The organism is Nonomuraea sp. NPDC003560, from assembly GCF_042878785.1.
GTDB lineage: Bacteria > Actinomycetota > Actinomycetes > Streptosporangiales > Streptosporangiaceae > Nonomuraea.
In genome coordinates this window covers 535,039-549,456 of record NZ_JBIAOF010000002.1, presented here as the reverse complement: position 1 = coordinate 549,456, position 14,418 = coordinate 535,039, and the positions used below count along the sequence as shown (strand labels likewise).

Here is a 14,418-nt window from a genome sequence, read left to right as displayed (position 1 = left end):
GTTATGCCGCTCATGCCAGGCGCGGAGCCCTACCACCACCGAGCGGGTCAGGTCGGTGTGCTGCTGTGCCATGGGTTCACCGGCACGCCGCAGTCGCTGCGGCCCTGGGCCGAGTACCTGGCGGGCCATGGGGTCAGCGTCTCGCTGCCCCGCCAGCCGGGGCACGGCACCACGTGGCAGGAGATGAACCGCACCCGCTGGGAAGACTGGTACGCCGAGGTGGAGAAGGCGTTCGCCGACCTCCAGGGCCGCTGCTCGGAGCTGTTCGTGGCGGGCCTGTCGCTGGGCGGCTGCCTGGCGCTGCGGCTGGCTGAGGTGCACGGTGACGCGGTCAGGGGCGTGGTGGTGGTCAACCCGTCCATCGCCAGTGACGTGCCGCTGCTGAGGCTGGCGCCGCTGCTGAAGTGGTTCCTGCCGTCGGTGCCCGGCGTCGCGGGCGACGTCAAGAAGCCCGGCGTGACCGAGCTGGCCTACGCCCGCACGCCCGTCAAGGCGGCCGCGTCGCTGCCGGGGCTGTGGTCGCTGGTGCAGGCCGACCTGGCGAAGGTCACCCAGCCGCTGCTGGTCTTCCACAGCCGCGACGACCACGTGGTGAAACCGACGAGTGTGGCGATCATTCGCCAGAAGGTCCCGCAGGCCACGATCGAGGAGCTCACGGACAGCTACCATGTTGCGACGCTTGACAACGATGCCGACAGGATCTTTGCCGGTAGCCTCGACTTCATCCGGACACATGCCTCGGTACCCTTGCAGAGGGACTGATCGCACCCAGGGGGAAGTCGCGATCGCTGCGGAGAGGCCCATCTAGGTGACGCCCCAGAGTGACGAGGACGAGGTCTGGCGGCAGATCGTCGCGTCCTTCAACGACACAGCCGAGCGCGACTCGGCCGACCAGCCATGGCCGGACAGCGAGAACGTGCCCGCCGAGCCCACCCGCAGGGTGGTCAAACCGTCCGAGGAGCCCGAACTCGACCAGGACGCGCCCGACCACGACGACCGCGACGAACTCGCCCGCGACGACGACGAGGACGAGGGGCACTTCGAGCCGCCTCCCCCGCCGCCGCTGCCCAAGCTCGACCTGCCCACCAAGCTCGCCTGGGTGGCGCTGTTCGGCGGGCCCGCCTACCTGCTGGTGGCGGCGATGGCCAGCTGGCAGATGGAGGGGTGGGCGCTGTTCACCGCGGTGGCGGCGTTCATCGGCGGGTTCGTGGCGCTGGTCGTGCGCATGGGCGACGGCCCGCCCAACGACTCCGGCTGGGACGACGGCGCCGTCCTGTAGGCCGGCCCGTCACGACTTGGCCGTGGTGGTGCGGGGGGCGAAGGACTCCACGACGTCGGTGTAGCGGTCGGCCGCGTCGACGGCGTGGCCGACCGCCCACAGCGCCCCCTTGCCGGCCAGGTAGGCCACCGCCTGGAGGCGTACGCTGCTGCGGCCCTTCTCCGCGGCGCCGCGAATGATCTGGCAGGCGTCCTTCTCGCAGCGCATCACGAACGGCTGGGCCGCCTGCTCCGGGTCGTAGCCGGTCATCCAGTAGCGGCCCTTGCCGTCGCCGGTGACGCCGTAGAGGCGGGCGCCGGTGGCCGGGATCGCCAGGCGCTGCCAGCGCTTGCCGTTCCAGGTGAGCACGAGCGGCGAGATCTCGCCGGGGCCGTGGTAGACCCCGCCGACGGCCACCGCCCGCTTGGAGCTGTCGACCTGGATGTCCCGCAGGTAGCCGCCGGGGACGGCGGGCACGGACATCGACTTCCAGGCACCCGACGTGTAGTGCATGATCAGCGGCGCGCCGCCGGTGTCGCCGACGGCGAAGCCCGAGGCGACCGCGTAGAGCGCGCCCTTCTCCTTGGTCTGCTGGACGGTCCAGGTGTTGCCCTGGCCGGTGAGGATGAGCCCGGACTTCTCCCGGCTGCCGACCGCGACCACCCGGCCGGACTTGGCGTCGATGCCGCCCAGCCAGTCGCCGGCGTGCAGCCCCTGCGGCCGGACCCGGTCGAAGCCGGTGACGTCGCCGTGGGCCAGGTAGGGCAGGCCGTCGTGGCCGTCGCCGACCGCCCACACGTCGGAGGCCCCGGCGGCGGCCAGGCCGCGCAGGTTGCCCGCGGCGGTGGCGTCGCGCACGGCCACCTCGTTCCAGGAGGTGCCGTTCCAGTGGCGGATCGTGCCGCGGTTCTTCCAGACGTCCCAGATCTCCTGCTGGCCGACCGCCCACACGTCGCCCGGCGAGACGGCGAGCACGTCGGAGAGCGAGCCGTCCGCGTCGAGGCGCGCGCTCGTCGACTTCTGCCACGCCTCGGCGGCGGGGCGGGGCTCGGCATGCGCGGCGGGCGTGACCTGCGGCAAGGCCACGGACGTCGCCAGAAGGACGGAGAGCGCACGCCGCTGAGAGCGACGGGTCATGAACAAATGCTACGGGCTGGCCCGGGCGGCTCGCCCGTCAGAGTCCAACCTGCAACTCGGCGAGCACCGGCAGATGGTCGCTGGCCCCGGCCAGATCGGCGTTCCCGGCCGCCACTCCCCCACAGGACAGGACGCGTGCCTCGCGCGCGGCGAACACCGCGTCGATGCGCTCGGCGGGCCGCGCGGCGGGGAAGGTCAGCCCGTCGCCCGCGGGCGCGACGGCGTGGCAGTCGGACAGCCGGGCGGCCAGGAGACGCCAGGCCGGCTGGTGCCCCCGCTCGTTGACGTCGGCGCCGACGACGACGGCGGCGTCGTGCGCGGCGGCCGCCCGTTCCATGAGGGACATGGCCTCGCCCGCGTGCCGCAGCCGGGCGGCGAGGTGCAGGTCGAGGTGGAGCGAGCCGACGGCCAGCCGCGCGCCGCCGATCTCGACGACGGCGACGGCCAGCACCCGGCGTTCCAGGCCGGGGAACGCCTTGAGCCGGTGCAGCCGCGCCTCCAGCACCCGGGCCCGCGGCCCGGCCAGCACGCACACGCCGCCGGCGCGTCCCGGCGTGGCCACGCGCAGGCCCCCGGCCTCGGCCAGGGCCCGGCGCCTGGCCCGCCACCGGGCGAACCTCGGCGCCTCCTGGACGCACACCAGGTCGGCCCGCATCGCGGCGAGCACCCGGCGCAGCGCGGGCACGTCGTCGCGCATGCTGCGCACGTTGTACGAGGCGACCCTGACCAGCACGCCGTCGCGCATGCCCCGCGCGCCGGACGGGGGAACCACGGCGGGCACGCGCTAGCGCCGCCTGGCCAGGTCGGCGGCCCCGACCACCCCCGCGGACGCGCCCAGCTCGGCCAGCCGGATGTCGGCGAGCGGGCGGTGGCCGTGGCCGGTGAGCTGCCTGGCGAACACCTCGCGGGCCTCGTCGAGGAACAGGTCGGCGGCCCGGGAGACGCCGCCGCCGACGATGAAGCAGCCGGGGTCGAGCACGGCGGCCAGGTCGGCCATGCCCTGCCCGAGCCAGTCGGCCAGGCTGCGGAAGGCGGCCAGCGAGGCCTTGTCGCCCAGCCGGGCGGCCTCGGTCACCTCTTCGCCCTCGATCCGGCCGCCGGCCAGGCCGAGCAGGATCTCGGCGCGGTCGGGCTGCCGGGCGGCGATCTCCCTGGCCTCCTTGACCAGGGCCTGGCCGCTGGCGTACTGCTCCCAGCAGCCGATGTTGCCGCAGCCGCACACCCGTCCGTCGGGCACGACCTGCATGTGGCCGAGCTCGGCGCCCATGCCCCAGCGGCCGCGGTAGAGGGCGCCGTCGATGACGATGCCGCCGCCGATGCCGGTGCCGAGCGTCAGGCAGACCACGTGGGACTGGCCGCGCCCGGCGCCGAACCTGGTCTCGCCCCAGGCCATGGCGTTGGCGTCGTTCTCGATCACGACGGGCAGGCCGACCAGGTCGCTGATCTTCTTCTGCAGCGGCTCCTCGCGCCAGGCGAGGTTGGGGGCGAAGCGCACGATCGAGCGGGTCTCGTCGACGAACCCGGCCGCGCCGACGCCGACCGCCTCGACGTCCCTGCCCTGCGACAGCTCGCGGACGACGTCCGCGACCGTGTCGGCGACCACGTCGGGCCGGTCGGCCGCGGTCGGCCTGAGCGTGTGTTCGACGATCTCGCCGTTGTCGTCGACCACGCCCGCGGCGACCTTGGTACCGCCGATGTCGACACCGATCGTGAGCATGCCGCGTGTCTCCCTATCCCAGATCTATGTGTTCCACGTCGCCGCGGTCGCGGTCACGGGTGTCGCGCGGCCCGCGGGGGGCGGGCCTGCTCAGCGCGTCGAACGCCCCGCGCACCGCGGCGAACAGCTCGCCGCCCGCGGCCACCAGGTGGCCGGTCACGTCGGAGCCCGACTCCCGCTGCGCCGCGATCGCCCGGCACACCGGGCAGGCGCGGCAGATGTACTCGTCGTGGGGCTCGGACACCGCCTCGCTCCACACGTCCCGCTCCTTGCGGGCGCCGCCGCCCGTGAAGGAGTTGTAGACGGTCTTGCCGACTTGGCGCGTGGCGCGCCCCTGGATCGTCTCGAACAGCTTGCGCGCCTCGTCGGCCACGGTGCCGATGGGGTCTCTGTCGTTGTTCTCGGTCATCTGGCCCTCCCTGCGTATGGTTCGCTCATCCTGCTCAACTCATTCGGAGCCGGATTCGCTCCCCACACTGAACCGTATTCTCAGCGCGCCGTCGCGAAGCACGGCGGAGCCGATCTTCCTGCGGGCCAGCGCCGCGGGCAGCGCCAGGATCCTGCGGTACGGGCCGGCGGTGATGATGAGCTCGTCGCCCTTGCGGGCCAGGTCGACGTCGTCGTGGTCGGCGCCGGGCAGGGCGAGCGTCAGCTCGTCGGCGCTCAGCCGTAGCGGCGGCTCGACGGCGGGCGCCGCGAAGGGGTCGGTGTCCCCGTAGACGGAGGCGCCCACCTCGGCCAGCGCGCGCCGGCCGACCGGCTCGGCGGGCAGGTACGGAACGGTGTGGACGGGCAGCGGCGCGAACGACTCCTCGGCCTCGGCCAGCAGCCTGGCCTGGGCGCTCACCCAGTTGGCCCGCCACTCGTCGGCGCCGCCGGCCGGGAAGACGCGGTTGGCGATGACGGCGTCGACGCGGTAGCCGTACAGGTTGAGCGAGGTGAGGGTGCGCCTGGCCTCGGCGAGCACCACGGCCTCGGGGGTGAGCACGAGCCGCACGGACGCGCTGTCGCCGGTGAGCAGCTCGCGCACCTCCATCAGCCCGCGGTGGAACCGCTCGGCGGCGTTCATGACGTCGTCGCCCGGCGCGCTGACCCGGGCCACGCTGCGCATGAACGGCGAGACGACCTTGACCAGCTTGCGGCCGACCGGCATGAGCCTGGTGACGTGCCAGTCGAGCGCCTCGGGCAGGGCCAGCAGCCGCAGCGTCTCGGCGGTGGGGGCGCAGTCGATGACGATGACGTCCCAGGCGCCGTGGCGGGCGTGCTCGCGCAGTTCGAGCAGGGCGATGACCTCCTCGGCGCCGGGCAGCACGGTGATCTCCTCGGAGGTGATCTCGTCGAGGCCCAGCTCGGTGAGCACGCCCCTGGCGTAGTGCTGCAGGTCGCCCCAGTGGCGCTCCAGGGTCTTCTGCGTGTCGACCTGGTGCAGGTGGAGGCCCGGCGCGATCTCGCCGGGCTCGACGGCGAGCGCGTCGGCCAGCGAGTGGGCGGTGTCGGTGGAGACGATCAGCGTCTTGAGCCCGCGTTCGGCTGCCAGCGTGGCGGTCGCGGCGGCGGCGGTGGTCTTGCCCACGCCGCCCTTGCCGGTGAAGAGCAGGACCCGGGGGCTCACCGCGTACGGCCCTCGACGCGCTTCTTCAGCCCCTTGAGCGCGGTGTCCACGATCACCTTCTCGGCCTTGCGCTTGATCATCCCGATCATGGGCACCGTGAGGTCGACGGTGAGCTCGTACGTCACGTCGGTGCCACTGCCCGTCTCGGCGAGCTGGTAACTTCCGCGCAGGTCGCCGACCATCTTGCCCGGCTCGACCACCTGCCAGCGCACGTTGTCGTCGCCGTCCCAGGTGTAGGCCAGGGTGTAGGTGTCGTTGATCACGCCCGCGTCGAGGACGAACCGCACCTGCTCGGGCCGCCCGTCGGCGCCCGTACTGACGACCTCGGCGCGCTTGATCGATCCGGCCCATTCGGGATAGGCGGGGAAGTCGGCGATGACCGCCATGACCTCTGCGCGGCCGGCGCCGATGGTGGTGCTCGAAGTGGTGCGATCAGCCATGCGACCACCGTAATGCAGAATCCGCCCGTTGCGGCGGAGCGCCGGTCACGGGCCGTCCAGCTCACCATTCCAGGACGAACGGCTCACCATTCCAGGACGAACGGCTCACCTTTCCCGCGGAAGTGGCCGACGTTCACGCACTCGGTGCGGCCGACGCGGGCGCGGCGGTGGAGGGGCTGGTGGACGTGGCCGAACAGGGCGTAACGCGGCTGGGTGCGCCGGATGGCCGCCAGCGTGGCCTCGCTGCCGCGCTCGAAGCGCCTGGCCACGACGTCGTAGAGCAGCTCGGGCAGGGCGGGCGGGATGTGGCAGCACAGCACGTCGACCTCGCCGATCGCCTCGACCTTGGCGGCGTACTCCTCGTCGCCGATCTCGTACGGGGTGCGGTAGGGGGTCTTGAGACCGCCGCCGACGAAGCCGAAGCGCAGGCCGCCGATCTCCACCACCTCGCCGTCGAGCACCTGATGGCCCGGTTTGAGGTAGTCGGGCCACAGGCGGGGAATGTCCACGTTGCCGTAGGTGAGGTAGGCGGGGGTGGGCATGGCCGCGAAGAGGGTGGCGTACTGGGCGCGCACGTTGCGCTCGATGTGCTCGCGCGGGTCGCCGTCGAGGGTGGCCCACAGCCGCGCCGACATGGCCCTGGCCTCCTCGAAGCGCTTGGCCGTGCGCAGGGCGATGAACTCGGCGGCCCGCTCCGCGCCGAACAGGTCGGCGAAGATGCCGTTGGCGTGGTCGTCGTAGTCGATGAAGAGGATCAGGTCGCCCAGGCACACCAGCGCGTCGGCGCCCTCGCCCGCGCGGGCCAGCGCGTCGGCCCTGCCGTGCACGTCACTCACCACGTGGACCCTCATGGGGAAATCCTAGGTGGGACGGCTGCTAGCGTGATGAACGCCCTTCATAACGCTCCCATGACGATGCTACCGGCGCGTAACTTAAGGCGGTAACGTCCAGGCGGTCCCCGTAGAGGAGTTGAAAGTTCGTGCGCGAGTACAGCGTCCCCGTCCTGGTCGATGTGCCTGCCTCAGCAAGCCTGCCGGACACGGTCTTCGACCGGGCCGAGCGGGAGCCCGGCACCGTGATCATGCGCCGCAAGACCGACGACGGCTGGCCCGTCGTGACCGCGGGCGAGTTCCGCGACCAGGTGGTCGAGGTGGCCAGGGGGCTCATCGCGGCCGGGATCGAGCACGGCGACCGGGTCGCGCTGATGTCGCGCACGCGTTACGAGTGGACGCTCGTCGACTACGCCCTCTGGTCCGTCGGCGCGGTCACCGTCCCCATCTACGAGACCTCGTCGGTGGAGCAGGTCCGGTGGATCCTGGCCGACAGCGAGGCCAAGGCGGCCTTCGTCGAGCTCGACGCGCACGAGGAGACCGTCCGCGAGGCCGCGCCCGAGCTGAAGGCCGTCTGGCGGGTCGAGGGGCGGCTCGACGCGGAGGGCGTGCCCGACTCGGCCGTGGAGGAGCGCAGGAAGAAGGTCGTCGCCGCCGACCTGGCCACGATCGTCTACACCTCGGGCACCACCGGCCGTCCCAAGGGCTGCCGGATCACCCACGACAACCTGCTCTTCACCGCGCTCAACGTGCTGCGCGGGCCGCTCGACCGGCTGTTCAGCTCGAACGCCCCGGCGGCGCTGCTGTTCCTGCCGCTCGCGCACATCTTCGCGCGGATGATCCAGGTGGTGCTGGTCGAGGCCGGCGCGATCATGGCGCACACCCCGAACATGAAGAACGTCGCCCCCGACCTCCAGGACTTCAAGCCGACGTTCCTGCTGGGCGTGCCGCGCGTGTTCGAGAAGGTCTACAACGGCGCCGAGCAGAAGGCCGCCGCGGGCGGCAAGGGCAAGATCTTCGCCCGCGCCGTCGACGTGGCGGTCGCCTGGAGCAAGGCGGAGGCGTCCGGCGGCGCGCCGCTCGGCCTGCGGCTGCGTCACCTGCTGTTCGACCGGCTGGTCTACGCCAAGCTGCGGGCGGCCACCGGCGGCCGGCTGTCGGCCGCCGTCTCCGGCGGCTCGGCGCTCGGCGACCGGCTCGGCCACTTCTTCCGGGGCGTCGGCATCGAGGTCTTCGAGGGCTACGGCCTGACCGAGACCTCCGCCCCCATCTCGGTCAACATGCCGGGCGGGAACAAGATCGGCACGGTCGGCAAGCCGCTGCCCGGCGTCTCGGTCCGCATCGGCGACGACGGCGAGATCCTGGCCAAGGGCCGCAACGTCTTCCACGGCTACTGGAAGAACGACGCCGCCACCGCCGAGGCGGTCGACGCCGACGGCTGGTACCACACGGGCGACGTGGGCGAGCTCGACGCCGACGGCTACCTGCGCATCACCGGCCGCAAGAAGGAGATCCTGGTGACGGCCGCGGGCAAGAACGTCGCCCCCGGCCCGCTGGAGGACGCGCTGCGCGCCCACCCGCTGGTGTCCCAGGCGATGATCGTCGGCGAGGGCCGTCCGTTCGTCGCCGCGCTGGTCACGCTCGACCCCGAGGCGACGCCCGCCGGCCGCAGCGCGGCCGAGCTGCGCACCGACCCGGCGATCCTGGCGCAGGTGCAGGAGGCCGTCAACCGGGCCAACGGCACGGTGTCGAAGGCCGAGCAGATCAAGAAGTTCACGATCCTCGACACCGACCTCACCGAGGAGAGCGGCCACCTGACGCCCACGCTGAAGGTCAAGCGCAACCTGGTGATGCGCGACTACGCCAAGGAGATCGACGAGCTCTACGGCCACTAGCCGTCAGGCGGCCCCGACCAGCTCACCGGCCGGCTCACCGGCCGGCTCATCGGCCGGGTCGCCGGCCCGCTCGGTCGCGGTCAGGATCGCGGCCAGGGCCTGGCGGGTGGCCTGGAGCTCGGCCAGCTGCTCGTCCAGGCCGGTGAGCCGGCCGCGGAGGGCATCGAGGGTGCACGCATCCAGCACCTCGCCGGAGCCGGAGGCGCACGGGAGCACGTCCCTGATCACTTTGGTCGGCAGTCCCGCGGCGAGCAGCGTGCGGATGCGCCGGACCACGACGGGCGCATCCGTTCCGTAGCGCCGGTGACCGCCGTCGGCCCGGTACGAGGTCAGCAGCCCCTGCTCCTCGTAGTAGCGCAGCAGCCGGGGGCTGACCCCGGTCTCCGCGGAGAGCGCGCCGATCTTCACGTGATGCTCCTCACACCGCTTGCATCTCACATCGATGTGAGCTTCTAGCGTGACGCCCATGAGAGAAATTCCTCGCAAGACTGTACAGACGTTCACCATTGGCGGAGACCTGGAGGTGCGCCGGATCGGCTACGGGTCGATGCGGTTGGCCGACGCCCCCGACCCCGCGCGCTCGGCGATGGAGGCGCCCATCTGGGAGGCGCCGGCGGACCGGGCGGGCGCCGTGGCCGTGTTGCGCCGGGCGGCCGAGCTGGGCGTGAACCTCTTCGACACCGCCGACTCCTACGCGCTGGGCGCCAACGAGGAGCTGATCGCCGAGGCGCTGCACCCGTACGGGGACGGAGTGGCGGTGGCCACCAAGATCGGCGTGCTGCGGCCCTCGCCCGCCGAGTGGGTGCCGCTCGGCCATCCGGCCTATCTGCGCCAGCAGGCCGAGCTGAGCCTGCGCCGGCTGCGGGTGGAGCGCATCGACCTGCTCCAGCTGCACCGCCTGGACCCGGCCTACCCGCTCGCCGACCAGATCGGCGCGCTCAAGCAGCTCAGGGACGAGGGCAAGGTCCGGCACATCGGCCTGTCGGAGGTGAGCGCCGAGGAGCTGCGCCAGGCGGCGGAGATCACGCCGATCGCGGCCGTGCAGAACATGTACAACCTGGCCACCCGGCAGCACGAGGACGTCCTGGACCACGCCGCCGCGCACGGCATCGCGTTCCTGCCGTTCTTCCCGATCGCGGCGGGCTCCCACGCCGGGCCCGGCACGCCGCCGGCGGCGGTGGCGGCCGAGATCGGCGTCACCCCGGCCCAGGCGTCGCTGGCCTGGCTGCTGCGCCGCTCCCCCACGGTGATCCCGATCCCGGGCACCTCCTCGATCGGGCACCTGGAGGAGAACGTGGCGGCGCTGTCGGTCGAGCTCACCGACGAGCAGTACGACCGGCTGTCGGCGGCGGTCGCTTGAGGCCGCCGCCCGGAAGCGGGGGCGCGACGCGGCCCCGCAGCCGGCGACGGGCCTCATCTCGGGACGGGCCCCATCTCGGGACGGGCCCCATCTCGGGACGGGCCCCGTCTCGCGACGGGCCTCATCTCGCGACGGGCCGCGCCTCGGCCAGGACGAGCCGACCCGCCCGCTCCGACAGCGCCTGCCTGGCCGGCTCCGGCAGGCCGGTGTCGGAGACGACCACGTCGGCCTCGCCGAGCTCGGCGATCGTGCTGATGCCGACGGTCCCCCACTTGGTGTGGTCGGCCAGCACGACGAGCCGGGAGGCCGCCTCGACCAGCGCGCGGTCGGTCTCGGCCTCCATCATGTTCGGGGTGGTGAAGCCCGTCCTCGCGGTCATGCCGTGCACGCCCAGGAAGAGCAGGTCCACGTTGAGCCGGCGGATCGCGGCGACCGCGACCGGGCCGACCAGGGCGTCGGACGGGGTGCGCACGCCGCCGGTGAGCACGACCGTCTGGTCGGGACGGCCGGCGTGCTGGAAGACGTCGGCGACGCGGACGGAGTTCGTCACGACGGTCAGGCCGGGGACCTGGCCCAGGTGGTGGGCGAGCGTCCAGGTCGTGGTGCCGGCCGACAGGGCCACGGCCGTGCCGGGGCGCACGAGCGCGGCGGCGTGCCCGGCGATGGCCTGCTTCTCCTCCTCCTGCTGCACGGACTTGGCGGCGAATCCTGGCTCGTTCGTGGCGCCGATGGTGGTCGCGCCGCCGTGCACCTTGGCCAGCAGGCCGCGCTCGGCCAGCAGCTCCAGGTCGCGCCGGATCGTGATGTCGGAGACGCCGAACGTGCGCACCAGGTCCACGACCCTGACGCCGCCGTTCTGCCGGACGAGGTCCAGGATCGCCTGCTGACGCTGCGGGGCGAGCATCGCATCACCAGATCCCAACAGGTTCCGACACATCCCGTCCGCATCATGACATGACACCGACCTGGTGAATGCGTCAAAAACGACATGAAACAGTGCGTTGACAGCGGTAGGGCTTCGTCTTTCGATGAATGGGTGTGAGCGAACTCGGGGGAATCTGAAGGGTCCGGCAAGGAGGAACCACCATGGACCGACACATGCCGATCTCCCGCCGCCGTCTACTCCTCGGAGCCGCCGCGTTCGGCGTGCCCGCCGTCCTCGTCGGGTGCGGGTCCGGCAGCCCCTCCACCGGGTCCGGCAGGTCGTCCGGCGGCGGGACGGGCACGGTCACGATCGGCTCGAACGCCTCCGACGAGGTGCCCAAGAAGGCCCTGGAGACCGTGCTCAAGGGCTTCACCCAGGCCGTCCCGAAGGTCAACACGGTCGACCACAACACGTTCCAGGAGAACATCAACCGCTATCTCAAGGGCACGCCCGACGACGTGTTCACCTGGTTCGCCGGCTACCGGATGCGCTTCTTCGCCGAGCAGGGCCTGGCGACCGACATCTCGGACGTCTGGCGGGAGATCGGCGGCGGCTACACGCAGGCGTTCAAGGACCAGTCGACCGGCACCGACGGCAAGCAGTACTTCGTGCCGTTCACCTACTACCCGTGGGCCGTCTTCTACCGCAAGAGCCTGTGGCGCGCCAAGGGGTACGAGCCCCCGAGGACCCTGGACGAGTTCACCGCCCTGGCCAGGAGGATGAAGGCCGACGGGCTGGTCCCGATCGCGTTCGCCGACAAGGACGGCTGGCCGGCGATGGGCACGTTCGACATCCTGAACATGCGCACGAACGGCTACGACTTCCACATCTCGCTCATGGCCGGCAAGGAGTCGTGGACCGACCCCAGGGTCAGGCAGGTCTTCGACACCTGGCGGGGGCTGATGGAGTACCACCAGCCGGCCGCGCTCGGGCGCACCTGGCAGGAGGCCGGGCAGTCGCTCGCGCAGAAGAAGACCGGCATGATCCTGCTCGGCATGTTCGTCGCCCAGCAGTTCCCCGAGGCCGACCGCGACGACATCGACTTCTTCACCTTCCCCGAGATCGACCCCGCCCACGGCACCGACTCCATCGACGCCCCCATCGACGGCTACATGATCTCGGCCAAGGCCCGGAACGTGGACGGCGCCAAGGCCCTGCTCAAGCACCTGGCCAAGGGCTCGTCCCAGAACGAGGCGACCAAGCTCGACCCGGGCACGCTGGCGTCCAGCTCCAAGGCCGACACCAGCGGCTACAGCGCCCTGCAGAAGCGCGGCGCCGAACTGGTCTCCCAGGCCACCCACCTGGCGCAGTTCCTCGACCGCGACACCCGGCCGGACTTCGCCTCCACCGTGATGATCCCGTCCCTGCAGGCGTTCGTCGGCGCGCCGAACGAGATCGACTCCCTGCTGGCGGGCATCGAGAAGCAGAAGGCCAACATCTTCCGCTGATGACCGTCAAAACCCGTCGCTACTCCGCCCGGGACGTGACCGTGCTGGTCATCGGGCTGGGGATGGCCGTCATCGTCAACGTGGGCCTCATCTGGGGGCCCGCGCTGGCCTCCGTCGCGCTGTCCGGCACCGACTGGAACGGCATCGGGCCGATCGAGTGGGTGGGCGGGCGCAACTACCACGACCTGGCCACCGCCTACCCGCCGTTCTGGTCGGCGGTGCGCAACAACGTGTTGTGGCTGGGCTTCCTGGGGCTGGTCGCGACGCCGTTCGGGCTGTTCTGCGCGGTGCTGCTGGACCGGCGGCTGCGCTGGTCGCGGGTCTACCAGAGCGCGCTCTACCTGCCGGTCGTGTTGTCGCTGGCCGTGGTGGGCTTCATCGCCCAGCTCGTCTACTCCTCCGACTACGGCGTGCTGAACGCGGTCACCGGCCTGACCGTGGACTGGCTGGGCGACCGGTCGATCAACATCTGGGTCGTGATGGTCGCGGCCGGCTGGCGGCACGTCGGCTACGTCATGATCATCTACCTGGCCGGGCTCAAGGCCGTGGACCCGGCGCTGAAGGAGGCCGCCGCCATCGACGGGGCCACCGAGGCGCAGGCCTTCTTCCGCGTGGTGTTCCCGACGCTGCGGCCGGTCAACGTGATCGTGCTGGTCATCACCGTGATCGAGGCGCTGCGCGCGTTCGACGTCGTCTACGCCGTCAACAAGGGCAGGAACGGCCTGGAGCTGCTGTCGGTGCTGGTCACCGAGAACATCGTGGGCGAGGCCGGCCGCATCGGCTTCGGCTCGGCCATCGCCGTGATCCTGCTGGTGATCTCGCTGGGGTTCATCGTCACGTACCTGTCGCAGCTGTTCAAGGAGGAGCGATGACGCTCACCGCGCCCGCCGCCGCTCCCCCGGCCCAGGACCGGCGGCCGCCCCCGCGCCGGCCCGTGCGGCCGCTGCGCGTCCTGCTGCACGTCTTCCTCGCGCTGGTCGCGCTGGGCTGGGTGCTGCCGCTGGCCCTGTCGGTCTACGCCTCGCTGCGGCCGTACGCGGAGACGGCCCGGCTGGGTTACCTGTCGGTGCCCGAGCACCTCACGCTCGGCTACTACGCCGAGGCGTGGAGCCGGGCCGAGCTGCCCCGCTACTACCTGAACACGCTGATCATCGTCGTCCCCGGGGTGCTGGTCACGCTCTTGCTGGCCTCGTTCACGGCGTTCGCCGTCGCGCGGGTGCGCGTCCCGGGGCGCAAGGCGCTGCTGATCGTGTTCACCGCCGGGAACCTGATGCCGCCGCAGGTGCTCATCACCCCGCTGTACACCCTCTACACGCTGGTGCCGCTGCCCGCCTGGCTGTCGGACTCCCAGTCGCTCTACGACTCCTACCTCGGGCTGATCCTCATCCACGTGGCGTTCCAGTTCGGCTTCTGCGTCTTCGTCATCGCGAACTTCATGCGGACGATCCCGGAGGAGATCACCGAGGCGGCGCTCGTGGACGGCGCGAGCGTGTGGAAGCGCTACTGGCGGCTCACGCTGCCGCTGTGCAGGCCGGTGCTGGCGGCGCTGGCCACCCTGGAGTTCACCTGGATGTACAACGACTTCCTGTGGGCGCTGGTGCTGATGTCCTCGGGCGACAAGCTGCCGGTGACCTCGGCGCTGAACAACCTGCGCGGCCAGTTCTTCACCGACTACAACCTGCTGGCGGCCGGGTCCCTGCTGGTGGCGCTGCCCACGCTGGTCGTCTTCCAGCTCCTGCACAAGCAGTTCGTCGCCGGGCTCACGCTGGGCTCGACCAAGGGCTAGGTGTACCTGG

The 14,418-nt window shown here is 71.7% G+C and carries 16 protein-coding genes; 7 read left to right on the top strand and 9 right to left on the bottom strand.

All coding sequences use genetic code 11. From position 1 onward, the window contains the following. The first annotated feature begins 3 nt into the window (after positions 1-3). Both ACFYUV_RS07905 and ACFYUV_RS07900 read left to right on the top strand, forming a co-directional pair. Positions 4-762 (top strand): alpha/beta hydrolase, encoded by a 759-nt coding sequence (locus tag ACFYUV_RS07905; protein WP_387666207.1) that lies wholly within the window; start codon positions 4-6, stop codon positions 760-762. Between the two features lie 46 nt (positions 763-808). Continuing rightward, positions 809-1,279: a hypothetical protein gene (locus tag ACFYUV_RS07900; protein ID WP_387666204.1), complete on the top strand. Its 471-nt coding sequence runs from the start codon at positions 809-811 to the stop codon at positions 1,277-1,279. A gap of 9 nt (positions 1,280-1,288) precedes the next feature. On the opposite strand, the gene ACFYUV_RS07895 is transcribed toward ACFYUV_RS07900, so the two are convergent. The 7 genes from ACFYUV_RS07895 to ACFYUV_RS07865 all read right to left on the bottom strand — a co-directional run bounded on the left by ACFYUV_RS07895 (position 1,289) and on the right by ACFYUV_RS07865 (position 7,015). Next, on the bottom strand, positions 1,289-2,395 hold the full coding sequence (locus ACFYUV_RS07895; RefSeq protein WP_387666201.1) for a hypothetical protein: 1,107 nt from the start codon (positions 2,393-2,395) through the stop codon (positions 1,289-1,291). Positions 2,396-2,432: 37 nt separating this feature from the next. Continuing rightward, positions 2,433-3,176: an endonuclease/exonuclease/phosphatase family protein gene (locus tag ACFYUV_RS07890; RefSeq protein ID WP_387666199.1), complete on the bottom strand. Its 744-nt coding sequence runs from the start codon at positions 3,174-3,176 to the stop codon at positions 2,433-2,435. 3 nt (positions 3,177-3,179) lie between these two features. Continuing rightward, positions 3,180-4,112 (bottom strand): ROK family glucokinase, encoded by a 933-nt coding sequence (locus ACFYUV_RS07885; protein WP_387666196.1) that lies wholly within the window; start codon positions 4,110-4,112, stop codon positions 3,180-3,182. A gap of 13 nt (positions 4,113-4,125) precedes the next feature. Then, entirely contained in the window at positions 4,126-4,521 is a 396-nt protein-coding gene (locus ACFYUV_RS07880) for a DUF5304 family protein (protein ID WP_357967786.1), read from the bottom strand. A 39-nt stretch (positions 4,522-4,560) separates the two neighbouring features. Further along, on the bottom strand, positions 4,561-5,724 hold the full coding sequence (locus tag ACFYUV_RS07875; RefSeq protein ID WP_358294108.1) for an ArsA family ATPase: 1,164 nt from the start codon (positions 5,722-5,724) through the stop codon (positions 4,561-4,563). Further along, the gene (locus ACFYUV_RS07870; protein WP_352353271.1) at positions 5,721-6,164 is read right to left on the bottom strand and encodes an SRPBCC family protein; all 444 of its coding nucleotides are present in this window, start codon (positions 6,162-6,164) and stop codon (positions 5,721-5,723) included. The genes ACFYUV_RS07875 and ACFYUV_RS07870 overlap by 4 nt, the downstream gene beginning before the upstream one ends. Before the next feature lie 83 nt (positions 6,165-6,247). Continuing rightward, on the bottom strand, positions 6,248-7,015 hold the full coding sequence (locus tag ACFYUV_RS07865) for a metallophosphoesterase (protein WP_387666192.1): 768 nt from the start codon (positions 7,013-7,015) through the stop codon (positions 6,248-6,250). Positions 7,016-7,143: 128 nt separating this feature from the next. Between ACFYUV_RS07865 and ACFYUV_RS07860 the strand changes: the two genes are divergently transcribed. After that, a complete protein-coding gene (locus tag ACFYUV_RS07860; protein ID WP_387666189.1) occupies positions 7,144-8,889 on the top strand; it encodes an AMP-dependent synthetase/ligase in 1,746 nt (581 codons plus the stop codon). 3 nt (positions 8,890-8,892) lie between these two features. On the opposite strand, the gene ACFYUV_RS07855 is transcribed toward ACFYUV_RS07860, so the two are convergent. Further along, positions 8,893-9,297, bottom strand: a complete 405-nt coding sequence (locus ACFYUV_RS07855) for a MerR family transcriptional regulator (RefSeq protein WP_387666187.1) — start codon at positions 9,295-9,297, stop codon at positions 8,893-8,895. Between the two features lie 58 nt (positions 9,298-9,355). Between ACFYUV_RS07855 and ACFYUV_RS07850 the strand changes: the two genes are divergently transcribed. Further along, a complete protein-coding gene (locus ACFYUV_RS07850) occupies positions 9,356-10,249 on the top strand; it encodes an aldo/keto reductase (RefSeq protein WP_387666185.1) in 894 nt (297 codons plus the stop codon). A 121-nt stretch (positions 10,250-10,370) separates the two neighbouring features. Here ACFYUV_RS07850 and ACFYUV_RS07845 read toward each other — a convergent pair whose 3' ends face one another. Next, entirely contained in the window at positions 10,371-11,153 is a 783-nt protein-coding gene (locus ACFYUV_RS07845; protein ID WP_387666183.1) for a DeoR/GlpR family DNA-binding transcription regulator, read from the bottom strand. A 182-nt stretch (positions 11,154-11,335) separates the two neighbouring features. Between ACFYUV_RS07845 and ACFYUV_RS07840 the strand changes: the two genes are divergently transcribed. Genes ACFYUV_RS07840 through ACFYUV_RS07830 form a run of 3 tightly spaced genes read left to right on the top strand, consistent with a single transcriptional unit; the run spans position 11,336 to position 14,408 of the window. Continuing rightward, the gene (locus ACFYUV_RS07840) at positions 11,336-12,622 is read left to right on the top strand and encodes an ABC transporter substrate-binding protein (protein ID WP_387666180.1); all 1,287 of its coding nucleotides are present in this window, start codon (positions 11,336-11,338) and stop codon (positions 12,620-12,622) included. Then, a complete protein-coding gene (locus tag ACFYUV_RS07835) occupies positions 12,622-13,494 on the top strand; it encodes a sugar ABC transporter permease (protein WP_352322927.1) in 873 nt (290 codons plus the stop codon). Before ACFYUV_RS07840 ends, ACFYUV_RS07835 begins: the two co-directional genes overlap by 1 nt. After that, positions 13,491-14,408: a carbohydrate ABC transporter permease gene (locus ACFYUV_RS07830; protein WP_387666177.1), complete on the top strand. Its 918-nt coding sequence runs from the start codon at positions 13,491-13,493 to the stop codon at positions 14,406-14,408. Before ACFYUV_RS07835 ends, ACFYUV_RS07830 begins: the two co-directional genes overlap by 4 nt. Positions 14,409-14,418 lie beyond the last annotated feature (10 nt).

Excerpts from the sequence above, each read along its gene's own strand:
- ACFYUV_RS07885 (WP_387666196.1), bottom strand. The coding sequence starts at position 4,112 with ATGCTCACGATCGGTGTCGACATCGGCGGTACCAAGGTCGCCGCGGGC.
- ACFYUV_RS07880 (WP_357967786.1), bottom strand. The coding sequence starts at position 4,521 with ATGACCGAGAACAACGACAGAGACCCCATCGGCACCGTGGCCGACGAG.
- ACFYUV_RS07895 (WP_387666201.1), bottom strand. The coding sequence starts at position 2,395 with ATGACCCGTCGCTCTCAGCGGCGTGCGCTCTCCGTCCTTCTGGCGACG.
- ACFYUV_RS07830 (WP_387666177.1), top strand. The coding sequence starts at position 13,491 with ATGACGCTCACCGCGCCCGCCGCCGCTCCCCCGGCCCAGGACCGGCGG.
- ACFYUV_RS07840 (WP_387666180.1), top strand. The coding sequence starts at position 11,336 with ATGGACCGACACATGCCGATCTCCCGCCGCCGTCTACTCCTCGGAGCC.
- ACFYUV_RS07870 (WP_352353271.1), bottom strand. The coding sequence starts at position 6,164 with ATGGCTGATCGCACCACTTCGAGCACCACCATCGGCGCCGGCCGCGCA.
- ACFYUV_RS07905 (WP_387666207.1), top strand. The coding sequence starts at position 4 with ATGCCGCTCATGCCAGGCGCGGAGCCCTACCACCACCGAGCGGGTCAG.
- ACFYUV_RS07865 (WP_387666192.1), bottom strand. The coding sequence starts at position 7,015 with ATGAGGGTCCACGTGGTGAGTGACGTGCACGGCAGGGCCGACGCGCTG.
- ACFYUV_RS07845 (WP_387666183.1), bottom strand. The coding sequence starts at position 11,153 with ATGCTCGCCCCGCAGCGTCAGCAGGCGATCCTGGACCTCGTCCGGCAG.
- ACFYUV_RS07850 (WP_387666185.1), top strand. The coding sequence starts at position 9,356 with ATGAGAGAAATTCCTCGCAAGACTGTACAGACGTTCACCATTGGCGGA.
- ACFYUV_RS07835 (WP_352322927.1), top strand. The coding sequence starts at position 12,622 with ATGACCGTCAAAACCCGTCGCTACTCCGCCCGGGACGTGACCGTGCTG.